This window comes from Oceanobacillus zhaokaii (assembly GCF_003352005.1).
Lineage (GTDB): Bacteria > Bacillota > Bacilli > Bacillales > Amphibacillaceae > Oceanobacillus > Oceanobacillus zhaokaii.
On sequence record NZ_CP024848.1, the window covers coordinates 1164581 to 1187204 of the forward strand.

Below are 22624 nucleotides of genomic sequence, written 5' to 3' on the forward strand. Positions count from 1 at the left end.
CAGAGATAATGGAATCAGACTACCAAAGAATACTGGCTATATATTTTAATATTTAATGAGATCGTGGATGAATGAATACATGGGTGGGGGTTAAATCTCCTTTCCATGGTTAAAATATAGGAAAGCAAATGGAACTAGAACTTTTAGCAGCATGAATAATCCTGCAATTGAGCCGTGCCAAAATAGCTTCACTTTTATTTTTATAGATGTATGGAAGAACCACCCTTGCTACTGAGAAAAGTTCAGCTGCGGAGTGGTTCTTCTGAGAGCATTTTGTTCCATTCTCTTTTATCTTATTTAAAATGTTGTTATTTAAATACCCCGTATATTCGTTTAATTGAATAATTCACGTTTTTTTATTTAGCAATAAAAATTAATAGGAATCTTTTTCACTGCATAAATAATTAATGAGCTAACCTACCACCGTCAACAACTATAGTTTCACCTGAAATATACGATGCATCTTCAGAAGCCAAGAATACTACGGCTTTAGAGACATCTTCTAAATCGGCCAATTTTCCTAAAGGAACCTCACTAGCCAAACTGTCCAATTGTTCCTTATTTAGAAATTCCTTTGTTGCAGGAGTCAATATAACACCTGGAGCTACAGCATTGACACGAATATTGTTTTCACCATATTCTAAAGCAGCTCCTTTTGTTAATCCTAAAATTGCATGTTTTGCTGTAGTGTAGAATATGTTTGGATTTGCATCTACATGTCGAAAACTAGCAATAGACGCAATATTAATTATTGAACCTCTGCCTTGCTCAATCATGTATGGTATTACAGCTTTCATGCCATAAAAAACTGAATTTTGAGTGACATCAATAATTTTTAGATAATCTTCATCTTTCATATCAGCAATTTTTGCCTGAGGACCTGCATAAGCAGCATTATTTACTAATATATCAACCGTTCCAAATGTTTCTTTCGTTTTTTCTAACGCATTTGTCCAGTCATCTGGCTTTGTAACATCTAGCTTAATAAATAATGCATTATCTCCAAGTTCTTTAGCTAATTGTTCACCTTCATCTACAAGGATATCTGAAATGACAACTTTTGCACCTTCTTTAACAAATGTTCGTACATGTTCAGCACCTAAACTTTGCGCAGCACCTGTTATAAGAGCGACTTTTCCATCTAAACGACCCATATTTGATCAAATCCTCCTAATTTCTTTTTTTTGAAAATAAATTATCTTGTTCAACATCCAGTTATATTAATCCATGGATACCATGTCCTGAAAATCCATAATCAACTACGATATCTTGTCCACTTACGTAAGAAGCTAAATCACTATTTAAAAAAATTAACACTTTTGCATTATCTTCTCTCTCAGATTCTCTATCAATTTTAGATCTTGATGTAGCCATAACATCCATTCCAGTTAACTCATTGAAACTGTCCATCATTGTAGTATTTACTGCAGAAGGTGAAACACTATTTAATCGTATATTTTGTTCTGATAGTTCATAAGCTCTTTTCTTAACCCAGGAAGTAACTAGCTCTTTTGAAACAGTATATTCTGGTATAGGTGTTTCATCATAAGGTTCCATAAATGTTTTTTCATTTTCTTTGTACCATTCTTGTGCTTCATCAAAGGATGAAGTATTTAACAAGGGTAATAGTCTTTCTTTGTTAGCGGTCCAACCCAAACCATTTATTGATGAAAGAATAGCGATAGCGCCCTCTTTTTTCATTTTGGGAACTAAAGATTCAATAAGGTGCCTTGGTCCTATAAAATTAATAGTAATTACGTCTAATCTAGAAAAACTTTTATTTGCATATGTAGATCCCGCAACACCAGCACAATTAAAAATTGAACTAATTTTTTCTGGGAGTTTTTCTACAGCATCATCAATTGACGATTTATCATTTAAATTAACTGGTATAAAATGATCGATTTCTATTTCTGGCTTATTAATATCTAAACCGTACACCTCCGCACCTAACTTAGATAAAAGTCTTGCTGTTTCTTCTCCCATACCTGAAGCAACACCAGTAACTACTACTTTCTCACCCTCATATTTGAGTACATCAATCATATATAATTCCTCCCAAATCTTTTATTACTAATACTTTATCAACAAAAGAAAGCGATTTCAAATTTTTGAATTATAGGAAATAGATTGTATATAATATACGTATTACAATAAACAATAAGAATTATTCATTTTTTAGAGGTCGAAAAAATAAAAGACTGTGAATAAATTCACTTTAACAAACGGGTGCTTTAGTTTAATAAAAAGAAGTTAAAAGTCGATTTTAAAATATCGGCTTTTTTAATTAATTTAAAAGAAACAGCGCCAAAACCTAAGAGTTACTGGCTTAAGAGGGGTTTTTTCCAAATAAAAGAAGGAATCATTCTACCCCACATTGAATTAATAATTTAAATACAAAATTAAAGGAGTTATGAAAAATGGAAAAAAGTAAACAATTAGTTATCCCTCTAGATGGCTTAATTAAATTTAAAGAACGATCAACAAGATTAATTTTAAAGTATAAATTGACTTCAGCCTTAGTTCTAACAGGTTTGATTTATTACTTTTTACTAATAACAAATAATTTACACACCGTAAATAACTTATTGTCCAATGAAATGGTTTCTGTTTTCAAAAACATAACATACTATATTTTACCTTGGGGAATTTTCTACTGTTTAGTTCAAATAACGAGAAAAATAAAATAATAAATGCCTAATTAATGGTGTAAGAATAACAAAGGAGTTGTGGGTTCTACTCCTTTTCTTCTTAAGCTAACGGGTGCTTTACTTCAACAAGAAGATCGTTAATATGACGGTCTTCTTTTTACTAAAGTGGCAGGTTACATTAATAAGCAGTGCTGGCAATGCAATAATTGTTTTATCGCTATCTTTAGATCCATTGCAATAGATTTACCTGGACATAATCAAATTGAGCAAGTAGATAATTCTATATCCTCTTTTGTATTAGAAATTGAAAACATTTTAAAGAAATTAAAGATTTCATCAGCACATTTTATTGGAAATTCTATTGGTGGCTGGGTAATACAGGCATTTTATTCTAAATTTCCTTATTATGTAGAGTCATTGACATTATTAGACGGTGGTTACTACTTCCTTGGTGAAAGAGAAGACGTTGAAGAAGAGATTCAACTACCAGTCATTGAACGTTTGGAAGATCTTGAAAATGTTGTAAGCGAAACTACTAATTCTATGGAAAGTCTAATAGAAGAAGAACGTAGTAATTTTAAATCTTATCTGCAAAGTAACTTTGTGTTGAAAGAAGATTTATACATACACCATAGTAACGAAAAGGCATTAATACTTTATCGAAAGAAGTAACAATAAAAGACTATTGCTTGAAAAGAAAAATTGAAAAGCCCTTTTTGTTGGTCTTAGCTGAAAACAGTATGGATGAATTTAGTAAAGATAAAGCAGAAGCATTTAAACAGCTTCAGACGAATTTATCTGTTGTTCCAATTCCAAGCGGATATCATTTTTTACCAATCACAAATCCAATACAGGTGGCTAATACTTTAAAAAAACATATACTTGCTAATTGATCAAACGGCTCAGTTAGCTAACTACTAATCGTTCCTTTACTAGTGCGATTGTTCAATAATAATTGTTGCCTTTTGGCTAACGACGTAGTTTAGTGAAACAAACAGATAAAGTATCGAGGGTGAAAATAATGGAGAAAAAATTAGAAAGAGCTATTGATTTACGGAAAACTGGAGACCATAAAGAATCTAATGAATTACTTATGAAACTGGTACAGGAGTTCCCCGATAATGCGTCGATTAACTATCAGTGTGCTTGGAGTTTTGATTTATTAGGAGAAGAATCAAAAGCAGTACCCTTTTACGAAAATGCAATCAAATTAGGGCTGTCTTCAAAGGAACTGGAGGGAGCTTTATTGGGATTAGGGAGTACATATAGAACATTAGGAGATTATGAAAGATCAAAAAGAACATTTCTAAAGGGAATTGAATTATTTCCACACAATAGAGCAATTCAAACGTTCTATTCGATGACCTTATATAATTTAAACGAGCATAGTAAAGCGATGGAGTTATTATTAAAATGCTTAATAGATACAACGACAGATGATAAAATATTAAGTTATAAAAATGCAGTTGATTTCTATTCGAATAAATTAGATGAAATTTGGGAGTAGTTTGTGAAAGAATGTTCTTAAAGTAACTGGTGCGTTACTTGAAGATCCATCTGGCTTATAGGCAGCTTTTCTTATTGAGCTATAGGGGCAGGTTAGTGAAAGTAAGGAATTACCAAATAGATAACAATTAGTTATTACTTTATATAATAAAGATATATTATACTTATATTAGACATTTTAGTAATATTAAGTTAAATGGTACATAGAAAATATTTTAATAGAGGAGGAAAAAAATGATAAAGGGATTATATGAAGCGCATTTACCTGTAAGAAATTTAGAAATTTCGATTGAATTTTACAGAGAATTAGGACTAAGGATCGGTTGGCGTGATGAGGACACCGCCTTCTTTTGGATAGAAGAAGGAAAAAGCTGGTTAGGATTGTGGGAAGGGAAGGAGTCACAAACCCCATACCACCCTTCTTTGAGGCATATTGCTTTTCGAGTTACATATGAGGATTTAAAAGATTCCTTACAATGGCTTGAATCCATCCAAGTTGAACCTGTTCCTTTTGGAGAAAGAACATCGATAGAGCCTTTTGTAAGACCAAATCAAGGAAATGCTTCGGTTTACTTTGATGACCCAGATGGAAATAGTTTAGAATTGATGTGTTATATTGAAGTTCCAAATGAATTAGAACACATAACGGAAAAGATGTCCTTCAAGGACTGGGAGAATATAGTTAATAGCGAATTGAAATAACTTGAGATTATGAAGAAAATGTACTTAAACAAACCGGTGCAATACTTGTACAAGAAGACCCTCTGTCTAATGCATCTAGAGGACGGTATCTTTTTTGAGTGAGACGTGTTATATTATGAATAACTTAATTGTTCGTGCTAGCAATACAGGATCTATGTCATAACCTTACAATGTATATCACCGTCTTGGATTATTATCAGAACAACCAAGTAATAAACGTGCACTATGCACAATGGGGGGATTTCATATGAATACAGGTTCAGTAAAATGGTTTAACGCAGACAAAGGTTTCGGTTTCATCGAAATTGAAGGTGGAGACGATGTATTCGTACACTTCTCGGCAATTCAAGGCGACGGCTTTAAAACTTTAGAAGAAGGTCAACAAGTTTCTTTCGATATCGAAGAAGGTAACCGTGGACCTCAGGCAACTAACGTTGTTAAATAATAACTTATAGTAAAAAGCTCTTCTTCACAGAAGGGCTTTTTATTTTTTGTCGTTTAAATATAGAACAATTAAGCCGAATGTTACCAAACTAATGGGTGCCATAGTTAAACAAGAAGGTCATCTGGAACGATCTTTTTTTTATTTATCTACCTTGCCTGAAAATTATGAGCCTATAACTTTAGGTTCTTGAGCTAATGGGGCAGGTTAGTTGAATAAGAATTTTAAAAAACTTTGTGTGGATAATAATGATTTTGTAAAATAAGGAATACACTTTATCTTTATATATATAGGGTCAAATTATCGATGAATAAATCACTTTAAGAGGAACTGTAATTAATAAATATAAGTTTAATAGAATAAATATACATATTTCTGATTTTTTAATAACCTTTTATGGTAATATAGTATTAATTTTATTTTTATGAAGGGGTGTAGTTAAATGGCGTTATTCTTTACATATGTTCTTGCGGGACTTGCTATTGCAATGCCAGTAGGTGCAATTACAGTAGAAATGACAAAGCAAGGTCTTAAGAATGGATTTATGCACGGTTGGGTTGTTGGATTAGGTGGGATGACCATTGATTTTGCTTTAATCGCAGCTCTCTATTTTGGATTAGCTTCTATTTTGCAACTACCTTTTATTCAAATGCCAATGTGGTTAGTTGGTGCAATATTTTTGTTTTTAATAGGGTATGATTCTATTAAAAATGCGGACAAAGATATAACATTATCTGGTGAAAAACCTACAAAATCGTTATGGTCTACTTATCGTAACGGGTTCCTTGTTGCAATATCTCCTGGTAATATTGTTTTTTGGCTAAGTGTATTTGGAGCAGTACTAACTAATTCATATAATGCAGCTGAGCCAACTAATTTTTTAATTATTGCAGCAGGTGTTTTAACAGGTATATTATTGCACGATTTAGGGTTATTAACAATTGTGGCTACCACTAGAAAAGTAATGAGCCGAACAATGATTAAGGGATTTTCTATCATCGCAGGATTATTATTAATTGGTTTTGCAGGTTATTTTGTTTATCAATTTTTTACTGCAATAACAGAAGCAATCTAAAATTTTAAGTTATTCCATTAACTGGTGCAAGAATTAAACTTGGCGGTACTCGAAACGGTCGTCTTTTTCTTCCGGAAACATTGTTTGAATATATGCTATTATTGGAAGATAAGTTGTTTCACTAACGGGGGCAGATTGAACAAGGTTGAATGAGTATTAGTTAAAAAAGTATAAAAGGAGAACTGAAAAATATGAAATTAAAAATTTTAGAATCAACTTTTTCTGTTGTGAAACTTCCTCCAACAGAAACAATACCATTGTGGGCATTAAACTCCGATGTTTTTTCTATTACTCGAACAGATGAAGAATTGTCTATCGTTTGCCCTTCCGAATGTTTATCTATGAATGATGTAATTGAGGATGCTGAAAATGATTGGAAATGTATCAAAGTAGAGGGAGTTTTAGACTTTAGTTTAACTGGAATATTGTCTTCATTAGCGAATCCATTAGCTGAAAATAAAATCAGTATCTTTGCTATTTCAACCTTTAATACGGACTATCTACTTATTAAAAGCCATTTAATTGAAAAGGCCAAAGTCGTGTTAGAGAATGAAGGTCACACTTTTACATAAAAAACTTTATTGAACAAACGGGTGCAAGAGTTGAAGATCAATTATTAGAATGACTGCTCTTTTCCCTTAAAAGGAGTTCCTGTTAATGATTAAAGGCATCTTTGAAACTCATATTAATGTGAGTAATTACCAAAATTCAGCCGCTTTTTATGATAAGCTGCTAAATATTATCCCGTTATTTGAAGATTCTACAAGAAAGTCAAAATTCTACTGGGTTGGAAAACCTGGAGAATCTATGCTAGGTATTAGAGAAAATTATCCAAGCCCTTTAATCCAACGGCAACACTTTGCGTTTAAAGTCAATTTAGATGATATATCCTCGGCAAGAGATTACTTATCAGATTTAGGAATAGAAACAACTAACTTTTTGGGTGAGAGTTCTGAAAATTTATTAGTCTTTCCTTTTATGCCTGCTGTATCTATTTACTTTAAAGACCCTGATGGTCATTCAATTGAATTTCTTGCGATGCTAAAAGATCCTCCGAAGCCTGAACTAGATATAATGACATTGCAAGAATGGGAAGAGTTACACGGAAGAGGCTAAACAATTAATTCCTTATTAAACAAACGGGTGCAAGAGTTGAAGATAATTGGTATGTTGGTTAAAACAAAAAAAATTAGGGGTAGACTTATGGCGAAAATTAATTATTCTATTGTTGATGTGTTTTCAGAAGGAAAATATACAGGAAATCCACTCGCGGTTTTTAAAAACGCTAGAAATATTTTTGATAGTGAAATGCAACAAATAGCTAAAGAAATTAATTATTCCGAAACTACTTTTATCTTGTCTGATTCAAAAAATGAAGGTGGTTTTGATGTTCGTATTTTTACACCAAATGAGGAGGTTCCTTTTGCTGGTCATCCTACATTAGGGACTGCATTTATCATTCAAAACGAAGTATTAGAGGAACCTATGGAAAAGCTTATTCTAAATTTTAAAGCCGGACAGATACCAGTTTCGTTTGATAATCAGGAAAAAGTTCTATGGATGAAACAAAATGAACCTACTTTTGGTCAAACTTTAGATACGAAAATAGTTTCTGATGTATTAAATATAGATAGTGAATACATAGACGATAGATTTCCTATCCAAGAGGTTTCAACCGGACTTCCAGTGATTGTTACCCCCTTAAAATCATTAGAGGCAGTAAAGAAAGTAAACATAAATAAGGGAAAATATTTTGATTTAATTCAACATACTGATGCAAAAGCTATTATGGTTTTTTCTCCAGAAGTATATAATTCGGAAAATGATTTAAATGTTCGAGATTTTGCAGACTATTATGGTATCCCCGAAGATGCAGCTACTGGTAGTTCTAACGGATGTTTAGCTTCCTACTTAGTTAAATACCAATATTTTAATAAAAGTGAAATTAACATTTGTGTAGAACAAGGATATGAAATTGAAAGACCGTCTTTATTGTTTTTAAAAGCAGGGGAGGATAACGGAAAAATTAATGTTTATGTAGGAGGTAAAGTAGTAAAAATTGCTCAAGGTGAATGGTTTCTATAACACCCTTACTTATTAAACAAACGAGTGCTTTACTAAAAGAAGGGCAATGCTTCATCCTTAATCAACTAAAGGGGCAGGTTAGTTTAAGAAGAAAATGTATTACTTTTAGTATATAAAAGTGTTTAGAAGATTGGTTAGAGGGAGTGTTTAAATGCAAGAAATATTACAATCATTTTTAGAAATTGAGATTTCTGATCAAGAATATTATGATGGCATCATTCGCTTTATTTATTCTGGCAATATCAGATGCGGAGAATATGAATGTAACCAATTTGTAGTTAAAAAAATGGACTTATTAAATTTTATCGTTTTTGAAGAATATGAGATAAATAAAAAAAGGGAAATTCATAATTCCTTTTCTATATCTAAAAATGAATTAATTAAAACTATTAATGACTATGCAAAAACACAAGGATTTTTAATAAGAGATTTTTATTGGACTAAAGGGTAGCGATTGTTCGAATAGAGCAGTCGCTATTTCACTAACGGGGCTGAATAGTTAAAAAATGAAACTTTCACCTAACCTTTTCCGTAAATTAAATTAAATCATTTTAAATTGGGAGGAACTGAGATTGGGTGCAGTAACAAAAAAACAAAAGGAATCAAAAGTAATATGGGCAGTGATTGGTTTAGCTTTTGGTTCAGCAGTTGGGGCAATATTAGGAATAATAGCTTACAATAATCAATGGTTGGGGTGAAGGAGAAATTACACAAATTTAGTAGTTATGTGAATGGCTTTTGTTGACGTAGTTATTTTATTAACGGGTTCTTTAGTACAACAATGAGATCGTCACAATGGCGGTCTTGTTTAACTAATGGGGCAGTTTAGTTTAATAAGGGTCTGACAGAAAAAATAGTATAATAAATTCTAAAAGGAATGATGAAAATATGAAATTAAAAATTTTAGATTCAACTTTTTCCGTTGTGAAATTTCCATCAACAGAAACAATACCATTGTGGGCATTAAACTCTGATATATTTTCTATTACACGAACAGATGAGGAACTGTCTATCGTGTGTCCTTCCGAATGTTTATTGATGAACGAGGTATTTAAGGATGTTGAAAATGATTGGAAATGTATAAAAGTAGAGGGAGTTTTAGACTTTAACTTAACTGGAATATTATCTTCATTAGCGAATCCATTAGCTGAAAATAAAATCAGTATCTTTGCTATTTCAACCTTTAATACGGACTATCTGCTTATTAAAAGCCATTCAATTGAAAAGGCCAAAGTCGTGTTAGAGAATGAAGGTCACACTTTTACATAAAAACTTTATTGAACAAACTGGTGCATTAGTTGAAGATGAGATTGAACGGCAGCTATTGTGCTAAAGGGGCAGGTTTGTTGAAGAAGAAGGAAACTCTAATAGCTATATTGAACTTATAAGGTATAGATATATTGAAAGGGTGAGGATGTTGAAATTATCAATCATTACTAGCATAAGAACAAATAATTTTAATGATGAACGTGTAATGCAAAAAATCACAGAAATGTGGAAAGAGGCTTCTAATCGTCTAACTAAAAATGAAAATATTACATACGGTGTATATCATAATTATGAGAGTGACTATAAAGGTGATTATTCATTAAGCGTTGGTAGTGAAGATACTAATGGGAAATCTTTTATAGAGATACCGAAAAATGAGAAATACGAAATCTTTAAAGTAAATACAACTGAAGAACAAGGAATTTTTAATAGCTGGAGTAAAATATGGGATCAAGAAGAAGCAGGTACATTAGAGAGAGCTTATTCATTTGATTTCGAAAAATACTATCCTAATGGGGAAATTGAAATCCACATAGCCATAAAGTAAGTGATAATTTATCTTCAACAAAAGGGTGCTTTAATACAACAATGAGATTGTCACAATGACGATTTTTACTATTGGGGCAGGATTATTTAATAGGAATCCCATAATAGTTCTGGTATGAAAATAATGAGTAGATAAAAATTACTTTGTCTTTTAGATTATTTAGGTGGGAGAATAAATGTTGGATAAAATTAAAGATTTACCTGAAAAGGTGGCATTTGCATTTGGCTTAACTTTAATATTAGTTAGCGGCTCATTGTTATTCTTGTTATCACTTTTGTTCCAAATTGGTAATTGGGCTACGTGGATTTTAGGAGGTATTATTTGGTTTATAGCTTCCTTATTTATAGCAAGTGCCGCTGATAAAAGGCATTCACGCCTTGATAAGAAAAAGTAACTCTTTTTTCATTTGTACTTATTGCATTAACGGGTGCAAGAGTTAAACAAGGCGATTACCAGAACAATCGTCTTTTTCTTTGAACAATATTATCTTTTGAATATTATGTTACTATTGTTTAGAAGCATTGAACTAATGGGGCAGGTCAGTACAATAAAGAAATAATATTGTTAAAGGATGGTATGTATGGATAAGGTACAACAATATTGGAATGATTTTTGTGTAGCAAATCAAAAGGAAGGGACCGAATATAAAGATGCATTTCAATTTGGAGCATCGGCTGATTGGTTAGCTGATTTAGTTGTTGAGGGAAAGAAGACAGCGACAACTTCAGGTTTTGTGTTTTATGAGTTAGAAAAAGAAGCTATACCTCAAGCTGGTGAATATTATATTATTCTGAGTGGTGAGGAAGTGCCAGTCGCAGTTATTCAAATTCAATCTGTTGAAGTTGTTCCGATGAATGAGGTAACAGAAGAATTTGCGTTAGCAGAAGGTGAAGGGGATTATCGGTTTTGGTGGGATGCACACGAAAAGTTCTTTACGGAATTATTAAAAGAATACGATAAAGAATTCTCACCAAATATGTTAGTTGTATGTGAACGGTTTAAAAAAGTATATCCAAAATAAAGTAGTTAAATTACTTTAGAGTCTTTGGATAGATTATTCTTATTAGGACAGCTGTTCAACTAACTGGTGCTTTAATACAACAAGGAGATCGTCATTACGGCGGTCTTATTTTATTTAACGGGGCAGGTTAGTTGAATAAGGATGTGGGTTGTATTATTTCGCCAGAGTCCTGAATTGACTTCTTTCTTACGTAGACGAAGAGTTGTGAATGAAAGGCTCTTTTATCCTAGGATTCAGCGTTTGTCATATAAAGTCTAGAAATCAAGACAAATGCCCAAGAACATTTTCCCAAAAACACATATGCTCTATTGTAAAATGAATTGAGGAGATGAATGTTTTTATGTATAATGACAGGCAATTCCCAGGCATTGGTTTAGGTGGACCAGGTTCAGGTTTTGGATTTGCACCAGGACTAGGGTTTGGAGGCCCAGGGTTTGGATTTGGTTATCCGCACTACCACCATCATTATCCTTACTACCACTACCCTTATTACCACCATCACTATCCTTATTACCACCATCACTACCCTTACCACCATTAATAAAATTAGCTTATAATAAATTCTAAATAAAATATAGATTAAGGTACTCTGAAACAGGCTGTTTCCACAATAGTAGAAAATGCCTGTTTTTTGTTAGATGTTGAAGCAACTGCAAACCAGATGAGTAAGCTGAATCAATTAAAAGTGTTGCTGATAATATGAGTTTGTATGAAATATGCCAAATATTAAACAATAAAATTATTTCAACTAAAAGGTCGATGCTTAAAAATAAGGCATCGTCTATTTATGGTCTAATTTCTGAAATAGATTGTGATGAATTGTACTTAAACTATCTGGTGCTTTAGTTTAATAAGAAATTGACCAGGATCTCTTAATAGAGATCCTTTTTGTATTAAAAAAACAAAGGTATACTACCTAAAATGACAGTGCAATTGACAGCCAAATTGACATATCAATTGACACCACTTTTTCTATGTACAATATCTATTGTCCTATAAAAAATAAATGAGATATTCGGATGCCAAAAAACCTAATTTAACCATTAATCGTTGATATATCAACAAAACTGACGTATGTCAATTTGATATGCTCCCCTTAAGGTAGACAGATTAAAAAATAAAAATCTGTTTTTATCTTAGGGGGAGTTTTTTTATGTCAAAAAGGTCTCATTCTAGTGAAGTTAAATATGAAGTAATAATGGCTTATAAAAATGGAGATTACACAATAGGAGAGTTATGTTCAAAATATCGAATTTATTCATCTACACTTTACAATTGGATGGAGAAGTATGAGAAAGAAGGAGTTCGTGGTTTAGAAGAATCCAAAACATGGAGAAAATATTCTAAAGAATTAAAGGAAGCTGCGGTTAGAGATTATATTTCAGGAGAATATTCCTTACGTGAAATAGTAAGAAAATATAGTATATCTGGTGTAGCGGTACTCGAAAATTGGATTACAAAGTATAATAGTCATAGAGAATTAAAAGATACGGAAAAAGGGAGAACACGCTCTATGACTAAAGGGAGAAAAACGACTTGGCAAGAACGAATTGAAATTGTACAGGATGCATTATCGAATGACAAGGATTATCAACAAACTGCGGGTACCCATAAAGTGTCTTATCAACAAGTCTATCAATGGGTGCGTAAGTATGAAGCCGATGGATGGGATGCGTTAAAGGATAGGAGAGGACGTTCCAAAAGTGAAGAAGAATTAACTACAGAAGAAAAGATGAAGCTAGAGATGCGTCGAATGGAAAAAGAGAATGAACGTTTACGTGCGGAGAATGCATTTCTAAAAAAGTTAGAGGAGATCGAAAGGAGGCGAACATAAACCAAGTAAGGTTTAAGGATAAGTATATCGCAATACAAGAGCTCCATATCGAGGGAAATCTACCGATTTCTCTTCTTTGTGAAATTGCAGGAATTGCACGATCTGCTTATTATAAATGGTTAAATAGAACACCTTCAAAGCAAGAACTACTAAATCAGGAGATTATTAAGGAAATGATAACTCTTCATGAAAAAGTGGAGGGCATCTATGGATACCGTCGAATGAAGACAAACGTGAACCGTATATTTAAAGAGAAACTTCAGCAAAAACTCAATCACAAAAGAATATATAGATTGATGAAAATCGCTGGATTACAATCTGTCATACGAAAAAAGAAGAATCGTTATAAACAATCTCTCCCCAAACACGTTGCGGAGAATATCTTAAATCGTAATTTTAAAGCAGAAAAACCAAATGAAAAATGGGTTACAGATGTGACGGAATTTAAGTATGGTGCTTCGAAGAAAGCATATTTAAGTGCTATTCGTGATTTATATGATGGATCGATTGTTAGCTATGTTTTTGGCCACCGAAACAATAACCAACTTGTGTTTAAAACGTTGGATCTGGCGACGGCCACATTGAATGATGAAGAACATCCACTAATTCATAGTGATCGAGGGTTTCAATATACTTCACACGGATTTAAACGTCGGATAGACCAGGCAGAGATGACACACAGTATGTCTCGAGTCGGGAAGTGTATTGATAATGGACCAATGGAATCGTTTTGGGGAACTCTCAAATGCGAGAAATATTATTTACATAAGTACGGGACATTCGAAGAATTATCCAAAGCTATCAACGAATACATTCATTTTTACAATCATACGAGGTATCAAGAAAAATTAAACGACCACAGCCCACTGGAATACAGGGCTATGGCCGCTTAAGTTATTTTTATTATTTCCACTGTCTACTTGACAGGGGGCAGTTCAATTCATACGTCAGTTGGTCTGTCATTTAACTAATATGCACCTCAAAACGGAACCCTTTAGTGTTAAACAATAGCTTCTACTGCATTGTCATAAGATTTTGCTCTTGTCAATCAATGATCTGTCGATGTCAAACGTCTCTAACGTCCAAAATCTCTATTCCTAAAAGTGAAAATAAATTGGATAATATACAGAATTTTTTATAAGTAAAAAGTTAGCTGTAAATAAAATAGTGTTTTCTATTGACTAAACGTTCATTCAATATTAAAATAAGACGGAAAATTCATTTAAGTTAGGAGGGATTGCATTGGATTTATATTTCGAGATCACTGGCAATGGGCATCCTGTTGTTCTTATTCATAGCGGAGGGGCTGATTCGAGGCTATGGACATTTTTAGCACCCCTTTTATCTAAGCATTACAAAGTGATTGCTTTTGATGGCCGTGGTGCTGGCAAATCACCATCCCCTTTAAAACATGCAAACTATGTTGAAGACGTACGGACACTTATGGATTACCTAGAACTTAAACAGGCAACGATTATTGGCCACTCCATGGGTGGACAGATTGCAACCGATTTCGCTCTAAATTCCCCTGAAAGAGTGTCAAAACTTATATTAATTGCTCCTGCTTTGACTGGTTTCCCCTATTCAAAAGAGTTTGAACAATATCATATCAAAATATCGGAAGCTGCACCCAATATAGATAAGATGTTAGAACTTGCCCTTGATTCACCAACATATCAAGTCGTTTTTGAAAGTCCGCACAAAGATCTCACTGTTCAAATGCTCAGGCATCATCTCGGGCGAATGCTTATGTGGCCCGCTGATTTCTGCATGAAATGGCCTCAGCCCCCAGCAATGGAACGATTAGAAGAATTGAATCCCGAAACTTTATTTATTATTGGCCAAAAGGACTTGGCAGATAATATTCGAGTTGCCAATTGTTTCCGTAAGGTTCCAAACATCCGTTTTATTGAAAAAGAAGATGCCGATCATATGCTACCTCTCACTCATTCTGAAGATTTATATCAAGAGATCACTGCATTTATGGAGGTGTGAAGTTAAATGCCGCGTACACCCGAAGAGAATGACCGTATTCGCCAAGCATCCAAAGAAAAAATTCGCGCTGCAGCTATGGAGTTATTTATCAAACAAGGATATTACACTACCTCTATAAGCGATATAGCCAAACAAGCGGGCATTTCAAAAGGGTTACTCTATAGCTATTACAAAGGGAAAGAAATGTTGCTTTCTGAAATGGTCGAGGCCAGAATTAGCGAAGTGGTTGAAGTAATGGCAGAAGCACTCAACATGGAGACACCTAGTGAGCAGCTTAAATATATTGTCAATGGCGCGATTGATAATATCCATAAAAACCCGGAAGTCCATCGATTCTATCTGCACTTGCAAACTCAGCCAGAGGCAGATGAAGAGCTGGTGAAATACAGTCATCGCATTATCGAGGAAAATACTAGACAGTTTGAGTTGCAATGTAAAATATTTGAAAAAATGGAAGAAAAAAATCCAAGAAGACGATCGTTATATTTTTCAACTGTACTGCAAGGTATTATGTTGATGATCTCTACCTATCCAGAGAAGTTTCCGATAGAAGAACTAAAGCAGCAGGTTATTAGGGAATTTTGTAACTAGCCTATCGTATAAAAGGGGCTTATCCTTCTTGAGTATAGTTTAAACAAGGAATCCTCAACGCAAGCAATTTCAGAGGGATCATGCTCTTTTGTATAGGGCTATTTAGCGGAATACTGAGGGGGATATGAATGAGTAAAGTAAGCTGGTTCCCAGTTTATTTGTTTATAATCATGATGACTGTTGTTGGTTTTTTAGTATTTGACAATATGGCTTCATCGATCATTTTTGGGATAAGTGTCGGCGGTATATTTGGTTGGTTATTTACCACCAAAAAATCTAGAGATAATGAATAGTATGTTGCTTCTTTTTAGTACCTTATTCCAAAAAGGGCGCTTTTCAGAATAAAAAATGTGCCATTTCTGTATTTATAGGTCTTTTATAATGAAATCCAACAAAGGAGATGATTGAAGATGGAAACAAGGGTGAAACAAATTGAATTGAATGGACTCACTTTTCAATATCGAGAGACTGGGGAACCTTCTTCACCACCGATTGTTGCACTTCACGCAATGGGATCAGGTGCAGAAACATGGGACCAAGTGGCTGCTGTATTAGGAGAAAAATACCGTGTTTTAGCTTTAGACCAACGGGGTCATGGTGGGAGCGCGAGAACTAGCACATACACTTTTGAATTGATGTGTGATGACCTACTTCATTTTGCAAATGCTATGAATTTAGAAAGGTTTACCCTACTTGGTCATTCAATGGGAGGAACAGTATCCTATCTTTTCGCGGAAACATTTCCGACAAGGATAGAACGGTTGATTGTTGAAGACACTCCTCCGCCTTTTCAGGATAAGCCGATCGAAATTTCTTCGAATCCCTCTGATCCTCTACCATTTGATTGGGAGGTTGTGCCTTCGATTCTACGGCAACTTAATGAACCCAATCCCGAATGGTGGGCGCGTCTTATCGACATTACGATGCCGACTCTTATTATAGGTGGTGGAACCAGTCACATTCCTCAAAACAAATTGCAGGAAGTTTCTGAGCTTATTCCGAATTGTGAATTGGTAACGATACAGAATGCTGGGCATTTTGTGCACGATGATAATTTACTAGCCTTTATGGCTGCTGTAAAAAGTTTTCTTAATTCATGAGTTTCCGATTGCTATTTCTCCACAATAGGGCGCTTTTCTTTAATAAGAAGGCGTCTTTTTGTAATGAGTCAGATTGTAAACAGATTCTTCCTTAATCTTATTCATCAGTTACAAATTAAATAGTTATTCAACACTGGTGCGATTAAACTGCCTACACTTTTCCTCGGAGATTGATACATACCCCTCAGTTTGAAACTGAGTGCAGCAATCCTCTACTTTTTCTATGGATTTTGATGTAAATAAGGGATAGATTGCCAACAGAAATCCTCCTAGTTAAAAAACGTATGTTCCGTATGTTGGTTTCTGTTCTAATAAAAATAAAAAGTAAGACCTAAGACGCAGCTGTTTCCGTAGCTCGGCTTTAAGATTGGCGAATAAAAACGTATAACTTGGATATCCTATAAACAAAAATAGGAGAGAACTAATGAAAAATTTACCCCGTAGCCAAGCACTTATAATTATAAATGAAATTCTTGAAGAAGACGTTACAGATAAATTTAACGAACAAGCAGAAAATGCAGGAGAACACGGTGACCCAAGCTTTGTGGTAACTAATAGCAGAGGAGAATCTGTTGAAGTGTTCGTTGATTGGAATAAAGAAGAAGATATTTTATCCTACTCAATAAATGAAGAGTTCAAGTCGGAATAAGAGAGCCCAGACTTTCCATCCCTGGGCTTCTCAGGAAATATTATAGTTGAGTTAATGTATATTTATATTGAAGGAGTAAATAATATATTTGAAGGCCATATTGTCCTGTCCCCTAGATACCTTCTTGCCCCTATCTTAATTGGCTAGGGGTTTATTTAATTTTCAAGAAGCAAAAACCTACCGGTTCTAAAACTGGTTTAAAAGGCAAGGAATCTATTATTATGCCAAAAGAAAACTATGAAAAAATTATATGCAGTAGAAAGTTCCTAAAACATGAATCAGAAAATCAGCTACTAAAAGAGGAATTATCCGGAATAAAGGAAAGGCTGCGGAATGTCACTAAAAAGTATGATAGGTTGCTCCATTGGGTTTGAAAAAATAACCGAATAATATATTTCATATGCATGAACAAAAAGGAAAAGAAAAATTCCCTCAAGAAATGAAAATTCAAAAAATAAAGAAATAAGTCATGATTTAGAAAGATAAAAAAGAAAAAGCCATGTTATCGGCAGTAAAAAAGGATTACTATTCAAATTAATATTCCTATAAATAGGCAAATTCCCAATCGTATTAGGTGAATTACTCATAATTTATACATGAATGATTATTTAACTTTTAATTTGATGGAGAGGGATGTATTTATGAGTGAGTATTTATATTATAGACAGCAACCACCTGACGGTTGGATAGTAAAAGATGAAAGAGGAAAAGTTTATCAAATTGATCATGGAAAAAAACGTTGGATTGTCAACCCGATTGCTTATCATTCGCTTTATCGAGGAAATCCAGGGGATGCTCTATTTTTTCCCGGTCTTTCAAATGTTGCTGATGGACCGGTTATTGGTGATGGAACAGGTCTGTTTAGAACAACAGCAACTGGTGGAAAAGTATTCTGGCTTGATAAAGAAGATGGTGTAACAACATTCAAACGATGGATTACAAGTCCTGAAGCTATGGATCGCTATCATTTTACTTGGGATAGAATCCCAACATTACCTGGTAATTTTGCTGACATACCTGATGGAAGCCCAATTTCTGTCTGATATCCAGAAGGAAAATTAGTATCGGAAATCTATATTTCTTTAAATATTCCTGAGATCATTTACCTAGGGTCTTCCTGGATTTTGGTCAACCAATACTGTTACGGTAAATTCTTATACCATATAATGTTTTCAGGTACTAAAGATGATGTTAATTTAACCTTGGTTACAATTTTTAAAAAGATTCTAAAAGAATTAAAAGGCCTTCTAGAAAGATTATTTTAGAGACCACTTAGATATTAGCGCCCTCTGCAATTGTATATGGACAATTATCTAGAATGTCCATAATTTAAAATATAATGATAAAAAAATCTAATGGATGATAGGAGGTTTAATTTTGTATAGACAGTATTCATATAATTACAATCCATTTACTACTATGCCACCTTTTGTTACCCTTGAGGAAGCCGCCAGATACAATAGATGCATGAGGGATTGCATGTCTAACTATTGGGCGGATCCTTATCTTTGTAGCTATTTATGTAGCCGACCTCAAACATAAAAAAGTCTAATGTTGAGTTTACTTCAGTTTTTATGGTGTACAATAATCCAAATAATCCGTGAATGCTCCCTTCACCCCTAATGAGATCAACATAAACTTTGCTATGAATGTTTGACGATCACCCAGAAAACAAGATTAAGAATAAGGAGGGACAGACTTTGTATTATCATCCATGTTCACCTTCGAGTCCACATCAATACTATTATCCCTACTCCTATCCTAGATCAATAACTACACCAGCCAGTTCAAGGCAATACCATTATTCATATTCTCCCTTTGAAATCTGCAGTTGGGAATGCATAGGCCCGGGTCTTTGTGCACTTATATGCCACCTCGACCCCGGATCACTTCCAATGTAGGAGTAGTAACAGTATAGCTGATACCAATCGGAATCAGATGTTGAAAACTTTAAAACGTAGACATACCCGTATTTTCCAGACATTTAATTTCCATTCTATTTTATTCTTGGTGATCTCGACAACTTTTTGACCCTATTATACGTTTAGATATTTTCTATCAATGAATCTTTTATTATTTTTCGTTATCGTTCATTCGTTAAGAAACAAACAGGAACGTGCAGCGTGTTGATGGCTGGCTTACGACATGACTCTATAAGTGGCCGTCCATCTATCAGGTTGTTGTTATCGGCTGTTTTAAGGGAAGCGAGATACACCGAAATGTTGGATAAGTACCGACCCCCGAAAGTTAGAGTAGAAAATCGAACTTTCGGGGGTGTTTTTATGGCTAAATATAGTGAAGAGTTTAAAAACTTATCACCGAGTATTTGTATGGGAAGATTGGATATCGATTATTGGCTCAATAGAAGAAGTCAAAGAAAGTCATTTACTTGGGATAAATTTAGATTATTTCTAAAAAATACCCATTACCTTACGTAAGAGTTAAGGTTAACATATATGACTTGAGAAAAGAACTTAGCTACATAATGTGAATGGTAACTAGGAGGAGCCGTGTGCGTTAATATCGCAAGCACGGTTCTGTGAGGTGGAGAGATTCCCTTCTACTAGACTACTTGAAATAAAATATACACCATTTTATACATGGTCAGTGTGTCGAATGTCTTTTGATATAACTATACTGCCATTCCATAAATGAATTAAATGCCAAATATGATGTAGAGAACGGTCCAACAGTAGATTATCTTATTTTCGAAAGAGAGTGACAGGATTAAAAACGCCTGTAGGCTTTGTTATGTACATTTCAAGTTCAAAGATAAATTTAATAAATCTGCTTAACCAATGAAATGGTGCCAGCCTTCCAATATAGCAGAGCAAGAATTGAGAGACTCACTCCAAAGCTCAAACAATCCCTCCTATACCCGAAAAAACAACTCTATTAAAAAAACTTTCACCATTTTCACCCCCAATCCCCAACTTCTTTCGATTATAGAAGTGAAGGGAGGGGAACATGATGGAAAAACGAACAATGTCAGTTGAAGATGTAGCAATCTATTTAGGACTGCATAAAGACACGATTTATGATCTCGTAAAAGAAAAAAAGATTCCCCATATCAAAATTGGCGGAAGAATCTTTTTCTTGGAAGAAGTCCTAGAAAGATGGATGATGGAAAATATTAGGTAAATTGCTTAATTCGCAAGGTTTAACTTTCGAATTGCAATTTGCCTATTTGGCATTGCTTTTGAGATTTTGGCAGGGAAAAAACGCGTGTGAATAAATAAAAATCTTAAGGAGATATAAACATGACAACAATCAATTTTCATAGGGACAAAAATTTATTAATGGATTGGTTGATGCTAAATCATCTGACTACAGGAGAAATTGTGCTTTGGCACAAACTGATGAACATTGGAAATAGACTCGGGCAAAGGAGTGTTTTCAATGCGCCTAATTCTACATTAATGAAATTTACCGGTCTATCTAAACAGGGAATCATCAATGCGAGAAAAAAGTTGATCGAACGAGGCTTTATTCGTTATGAAAAGGGTCATCAAAACAAGGCACCTGTTTATGAAATGATTCCATTACATCAAGCAATCGGGCATTATTTTTCTACGACTAAAAACCAGGAGTTGACCAAGGACTTGACCCAAGATGTTACCCGGGACTTTACTTTGAAATTCACCTCTGACTCGGCCCAAGAGTTGCCCATACATAAAGATAAAAGTAAAAAAGAGAGAAGAGGAGGAGGAAGCGGGCGTGACATGGATTCTCTTTTTAAAAGCTATGAAGAAAATATAAACAAGCTAACCCCATTGCTACGAGAAACTTTGATTGAATGGACCAAAGCTTCAGGTGAAGAAATCGTCAAAAAAGCAATTGCCGTAACTGTGAAAAAAGGCGGACGAACGTATAGTTACACTGAAAAAATAATGAAAGAATGGCAGAATGCTGGATTACGGACAATCGAAGCCGTTCATTCCTATGAACTGGAAAAAGAATTAGAAAAGGATAATAAGCTCATTCCATTTCGCAAGCCAGATAATAAAGAAATCGAACAAGATATATTTGCAGAACTCTTAAAGGAGGAATTTTAAATGTTACATCAAGAAGCCATCGAAGTGTTAAAGACGATTAATGAAATGTATCCACGGTTTAATCTTACAAAACGCAAAGCTGCGATGTTACTTCCTAACTTGAAGGAAATGGATTATCAAGGGGTCATGAAAAATCTTTCTGTATTTGTTATGGAAAGTCCTTACCCACCGATGCTTAGTGAAATTGCAGCTTACCCTGAAGTGGAAGATTCGCATATAGAAGAAATGATGAAATGGCACGAAGAAGCGGAAAAAGTTTCTCCAGAAGTGAAGCAGCAATTTCTAGAGGAGTTTGAGAAATTAGTACAGAAGAAGGCTGGTTGTCATAGGTACTTTTTTCTTCTTTTGCTACAGTTAAATCCTTGCATGCCTGTAAATCCTGCAGCAAACGCTCAAGTCTAGTGTTGGAAGGATTACTCAAGAACTGCTGTATGGCATGTTGGGCCACGCGCAGCTGGTATGCGTCAATAAGAATCTGTTGATAATGCTTAAACGTTGCGGTGCTTGGTACGGATTCAGCGAGTTCGGTGAGATACATGACCCCACCAACCTCCCCAATCTTATCTCCTAAAACCGTTGTTACAATGACAATATCAATAACCTCTCTCTCTTTATCTGCCTGGAGGCGCATCCCTCATCTATAGCTTAGAAATGGGGACGAAGCAGTTATTGAAACGAATGATTTCTACAGAAGGGAGGCTAAATGCGAGTAAATGGCATGATATCAGCAATCGATTTGCAACAAATGATTATAAAAACGTGATGCGCGCAATCGGAGAAATGACAACTTGGGAATTAGAAATCTCTGACAAAAAGCACACTATTTCCGAAATTCGTGCGGGAATTCGAAAACAAGTCCATGAGAATCCCAAACAAAATCATCTGGTGTTCATCGATTACCTTTAATTGATAAAACCAGCCATTTCCCACCGTGATCGCCGGGATTTAGAAATCGGTGAGATGACACGGGAACTTAAATTGCTAGCATTAGAGCTGAACATCCCAATCGTACTGCTTTCTCAGCTGTCACGCAGTGTAGATTCAAGACAGGATAAACGACCGCTAGAGCCAGCCCTAGTCTGACCCTTGAATATTTCATCGG

General features: G+C 34.3%; 31 protein-coding genes and 1 pseudogene. 29 read left to right on the forward strand and 3 right to left on the reverse strand.

Features of this window, described 5'->3' with window-relative positions:
- Positions 1–404: 404 nt before the first annotated feature.
- Positions 405–1154 (reverse strand): SDR family NAD(P)-dependent oxidoreductase, encoded by a 750-nt coding sequence (locus CUC15_RS05875; protein ID WP_205317663.1) that lies wholly within the window; start codon positions 1152–1154, stop codon positions 405–407.
- Between the two features lie 61 nt (positions 1155–1215).
- Positions 1216–2046, reverse strand: a complete 831-nt coding sequence (locus tag CUC15_RS05880; protein WP_114915766.1) for an SDR family oxidoreductase — start codon at positions 2044–2046, stop codon at positions 1216–1218.
- Between the two features lie 374 nt (positions 2047–2420).
- Here CUC15_RS05880 and CUC15_RS05885 point away from each other — a divergent pair, with 374 nt between their 5' ends.
- The 27 genes from CUC15_RS05885 to CUC15_RS20395 all read left to right on the forward strand — a co-directional run bounded on the left by CUC15_RS05885 (position 2421) and on the right by CUC15_RS20395 (position 21924).
- Positions 2421–2690: a hypothetical protein gene (locus tag CUC15_RS05885; RefSeq protein WP_114915767.1), complete on the forward strand. Its 270-nt coding sequence runs from the start codon at positions 2421–2423 to the stop codon at positions 2688–2690.
- 126 nt (positions 2691–2816) lie between these two features.
- Positions 2817–3323 carry an alpha/beta fold hydrolase gene (locus CUC15_RS05890; protein ID WP_114915768.1) on the forward strand — a complete coding sequence of 169 codons (507 nt, stop codon included), beginning with the start codon at positions 2817–2819 and terminating at the stop codon, positions 3321–3323.
- A gap of 17 nt (positions 3324–3340) precedes the next feature.
- The gene (locus CUC15_RS05895) at positions 3341–3544 is read left to right on the forward strand and encodes an alpha/beta hydrolase (RefSeq protein ID WP_114915769.1); all 204 of its coding nucleotides are present in this window, start codon (positions 3341–3343) and stop codon (positions 3542–3544) included.
- A gap of 128 nt (positions 3545–3672) precedes the next feature.
- The gene (locus tag CUC15_RS05900) at positions 3673–4158 is read left to right on the forward strand and encodes a tetratricopeptide repeat protein (RefSeq protein ID WP_114915770.1); all 486 of its coding nucleotides are present in this window, start codon (positions 3673–3675) and stop codon (positions 4156–4158) included.
- A 233-nt stretch (positions 4159–4391) separates the two neighbouring features.
- Positions 4392–4859, forward strand: coding sequence for a VOC family protein (locus CUC15_RS05905; protein WP_114915771.1), 468 nt, complete (start codon positions 4392–4394; stop codon positions 4857–4859).
- 247 nt (positions 4860–5106) lie between these two features.
- Positions 5107–5304 (forward strand): cold-shock protein, encoded by a 198-nt coding sequence (locus CUC15_RS05910; RefSeq protein ID WP_114915772.1) that lies wholly within the window; start codon positions 5107–5109, stop codon positions 5302–5304.
- A 439-nt stretch (positions 5305–5743) separates the two neighbouring features.
- On the forward strand, positions 5744–6376 hold the full coding sequence (locus CUC15_RS05915; protein ID WP_114915773.1) for a LysE family translocator: 633 nt from the start codon (positions 5744–5746) through the stop codon (positions 6374–6376).
- 191 nt (positions 6377–6567) lie between these two features.
- On the forward strand, positions 6568–6948 hold the full coding sequence (locus tag CUC15_RS05920) for an ACT domain-containing protein (RefSeq protein WP_114915774.1): 381 nt from the start codon (positions 6568–6570) through the stop codon (positions 6946–6948).
- Positions 6949–7033: 85 nt separating this feature from the next.
- Positions 7034–7492 (forward strand): VOC family protein, encoded by a 459-nt coding sequence (locus CUC15_RS05925; protein WP_114915775.1) that lies wholly within the window; start codon positions 7034–7036, stop codon positions 7490–7492.
- An 87-nt stretch (positions 7493–7579) separates the two neighbouring features.
- Positions 7580–8461: a PhzF family phenazine biosynthesis protein gene (locus CUC15_RS05930; protein ID WP_114915776.1), complete on the forward strand. Its 882-nt coding sequence runs from the start codon at positions 7580–7582 to the stop codon at positions 8459–8461.
- Positions 8462–8612: 151 nt separating this feature from the next.
- Entirely contained in the window at positions 8613–8912 is a 300-nt protein-coding gene (locus tag CUC15_RS05935) for a hypothetical protein (protein ID WP_114915777.1), read from the forward strand.
- 121 nt (positions 8913–9033) lie between these two features.
- Positions 9034–9159: a hypothetical protein gene (locus CUC15_RS20615; protein ID WP_278309202.1), complete on the forward strand. Its 126-nt coding sequence runs from the start codon at positions 9034–9036 to the stop codon at positions 9157–9159.
- A 190-nt stretch (positions 9160–9349) separates the two neighbouring features.
- Positions 9350–9730, forward strand: a complete 381-nt coding sequence (locus tag CUC15_RS05940) for an ACT domain-containing protein (RefSeq protein WP_114915778.1) — start codon at positions 9350–9352, stop codon at positions 9728–9730.
- Between the two features lie 148 nt (positions 9731–9878).
- Positions 9879–10277 (forward strand): GyrI-like domain-containing protein, encoded by a 399-nt coding sequence (locus tag CUC15_RS05945; RefSeq protein ID WP_114915779.1) that lies wholly within the window; start codon positions 9879–9881, stop codon positions 10275–10277.
- A gap of 175 nt (positions 10278–10452) precedes the next feature.
- A complete protein-coding gene (locus tag CUC15_RS05950) occupies positions 10453–10671 on the forward strand; it encodes a hypothetical protein (RefSeq protein ID WP_114915780.1) in 219 nt (72 codons plus the stop codon).
- Positions 10672–10857: 186 nt separating this feature from the next.
- Complete coding sequence (locus tag CUC15_RS05955; RefSeq protein ID WP_114915781.1) at positions 10858–11298, forward strand: ASCH domain-containing protein; 441 nt, start codon at positions 10858–10860, stop codon at positions 11296–11298.
- Positions 11299–11638: 340 nt separating this feature from the next.
- Positions 11639–11839, forward strand: a complete 201-nt coding sequence (locus CUC15_RS05960) for a spore coat protein (protein ID WP_423241361.1) — start codon at positions 11639–11641, stop codon at positions 11837–11839.
- A 612-nt stretch (positions 11840–12451) separates the two neighbouring features.
- Positions 12452–14025 (forward strand): IS3 family transposase gene (locus CUC15_RS05965; protein ID WP_114915783.1). Its coding sequence is split into 2 segments (ribosomal slippage): positions 12452–13094 and positions 13094–14025, totalling 1575 coding nucleotides; the frame shifts between segments, so codons are not numbered across the junction.
- Positions 14026–14374: 349 nt separating this feature from the next.
- Positions 14375–15127, forward strand: a complete 753-nt coding sequence (locus tag CUC15_RS05970) for an alpha/beta fold hydrolase (RefSeq protein WP_114915784.1) — start codon at positions 14375–14377, stop codon at positions 15125–15127.
- A gap of 6 nt (positions 15128–15133) precedes the next feature.
- Positions 15134–15718 (forward strand): TetR/AcrR family transcriptional regulator, encoded by a 585-nt coding sequence (locus CUC15_RS05975; RefSeq protein ID WP_114915785.1) that lies wholly within the window; start codon positions 15134–15136, stop codon positions 15716–15718.
- Between the two features lie 128 nt (positions 15719–15846).
- Positions 15847–16011 carry a hypothetical protein gene (locus CUC15_RS20035; RefSeq protein ID WP_162800276.1) on the forward strand — a complete coding sequence of 55 codons (165 nt, stop codon included), beginning with the start codon at positions 15847–15849 and terminating at the stop codon, positions 16009–16011.
- Positions 16012–16128: 117 nt separating this feature from the next.
- The gene (locus CUC15_RS05980) at positions 16129–16818 is read left to right on the forward strand and encodes an alpha/beta fold hydrolase (RefSeq protein WP_114915786.1); all 690 of its coding nucleotides are present in this window, start codon (positions 16129–16131) and stop codon (positions 16816–16818) included.
- A 424-nt stretch (positions 16819–17242) separates the two neighbouring features.
- A complete protein-coding gene (locus CUC15_RS05985) occupies positions 17243–17467 on the forward strand; it encodes a hypothetical protein (protein WP_114915787.1) in 225 nt (74 codons plus the stop codon).
- 641 nt (positions 17468–18108) lie between these two features.
- Positions 18109–18510: a hypothetical protein gene (locus CUC15_RS05990; RefSeq protein ID WP_114915788.1), complete on the forward strand. Its 402-nt coding sequence runs from the start codon at positions 18109–18111 to the stop codon at positions 18508–18510.
- A 1924-nt stretch (positions 18511–20434) separates the two neighbouring features.
- Positions 20435–20608, forward strand: coding sequence for a helix-turn-helix domain-containing protein (locus CUC15_RS06000; protein WP_114915789.1), 174 nt, complete (start codon positions 20435–20437; stop codon positions 20606–20608).
- Positions 20609–20727: 119 nt separating this feature from the next.
- On the forward strand, positions 20728–21522 hold the full coding sequence (locus tag CUC15_RS06005) for a DnaD domain protein (protein WP_114915790.1): 795 nt from the start codon (positions 20728–20730) through the stop codon (positions 21520–21522).
- Positions 21523–21924 (forward strand): replicative helicase loader/inhibitor, encoded by a 402-nt coding sequence (locus CUC15_RS20395; RefSeq protein WP_114915791.1) that lies wholly within the window; start codon positions 21523–21525, stop codon positions 21922–21924.
- Between the two features lie 124 nt (positions 21925–22048).
- Here the strand turns inward: CUC15_RS20395 and CUC15_RS20820 are convergent.
- Positions 22049–22153: pseudogene (locus CUC15_RS20820) on the reverse strand (hypothetical protein); the annotation flags it as partial.
- Between the two features lie 5 nt (positions 22154–22158).
- Between CUC15_RS20820 and CUC15_RS06020 the strand changes: the two are divergent.
- On the forward strand, positions 22159–22428 hold the full coding sequence (locus CUC15_RS06020; RefSeq protein ID WP_278309210.1) for a DnaB-like helicase C-terminal domain-containing protein: 270 nt from the start codon (positions 22159–22161) through the stop codon (positions 22426–22428).
- Complete coding sequence (locus CUC15_RS06025; RefSeq protein ID WP_114915794.1) at positions 22429–22605, forward strand: DnaB-like helicase C-terminal domain-containing protein; 177 nt, start codon at positions 22429–22431, stop codon at positions 22603–22605.
- Positions 22606–22624 lie beyond the last annotated feature (19 nt).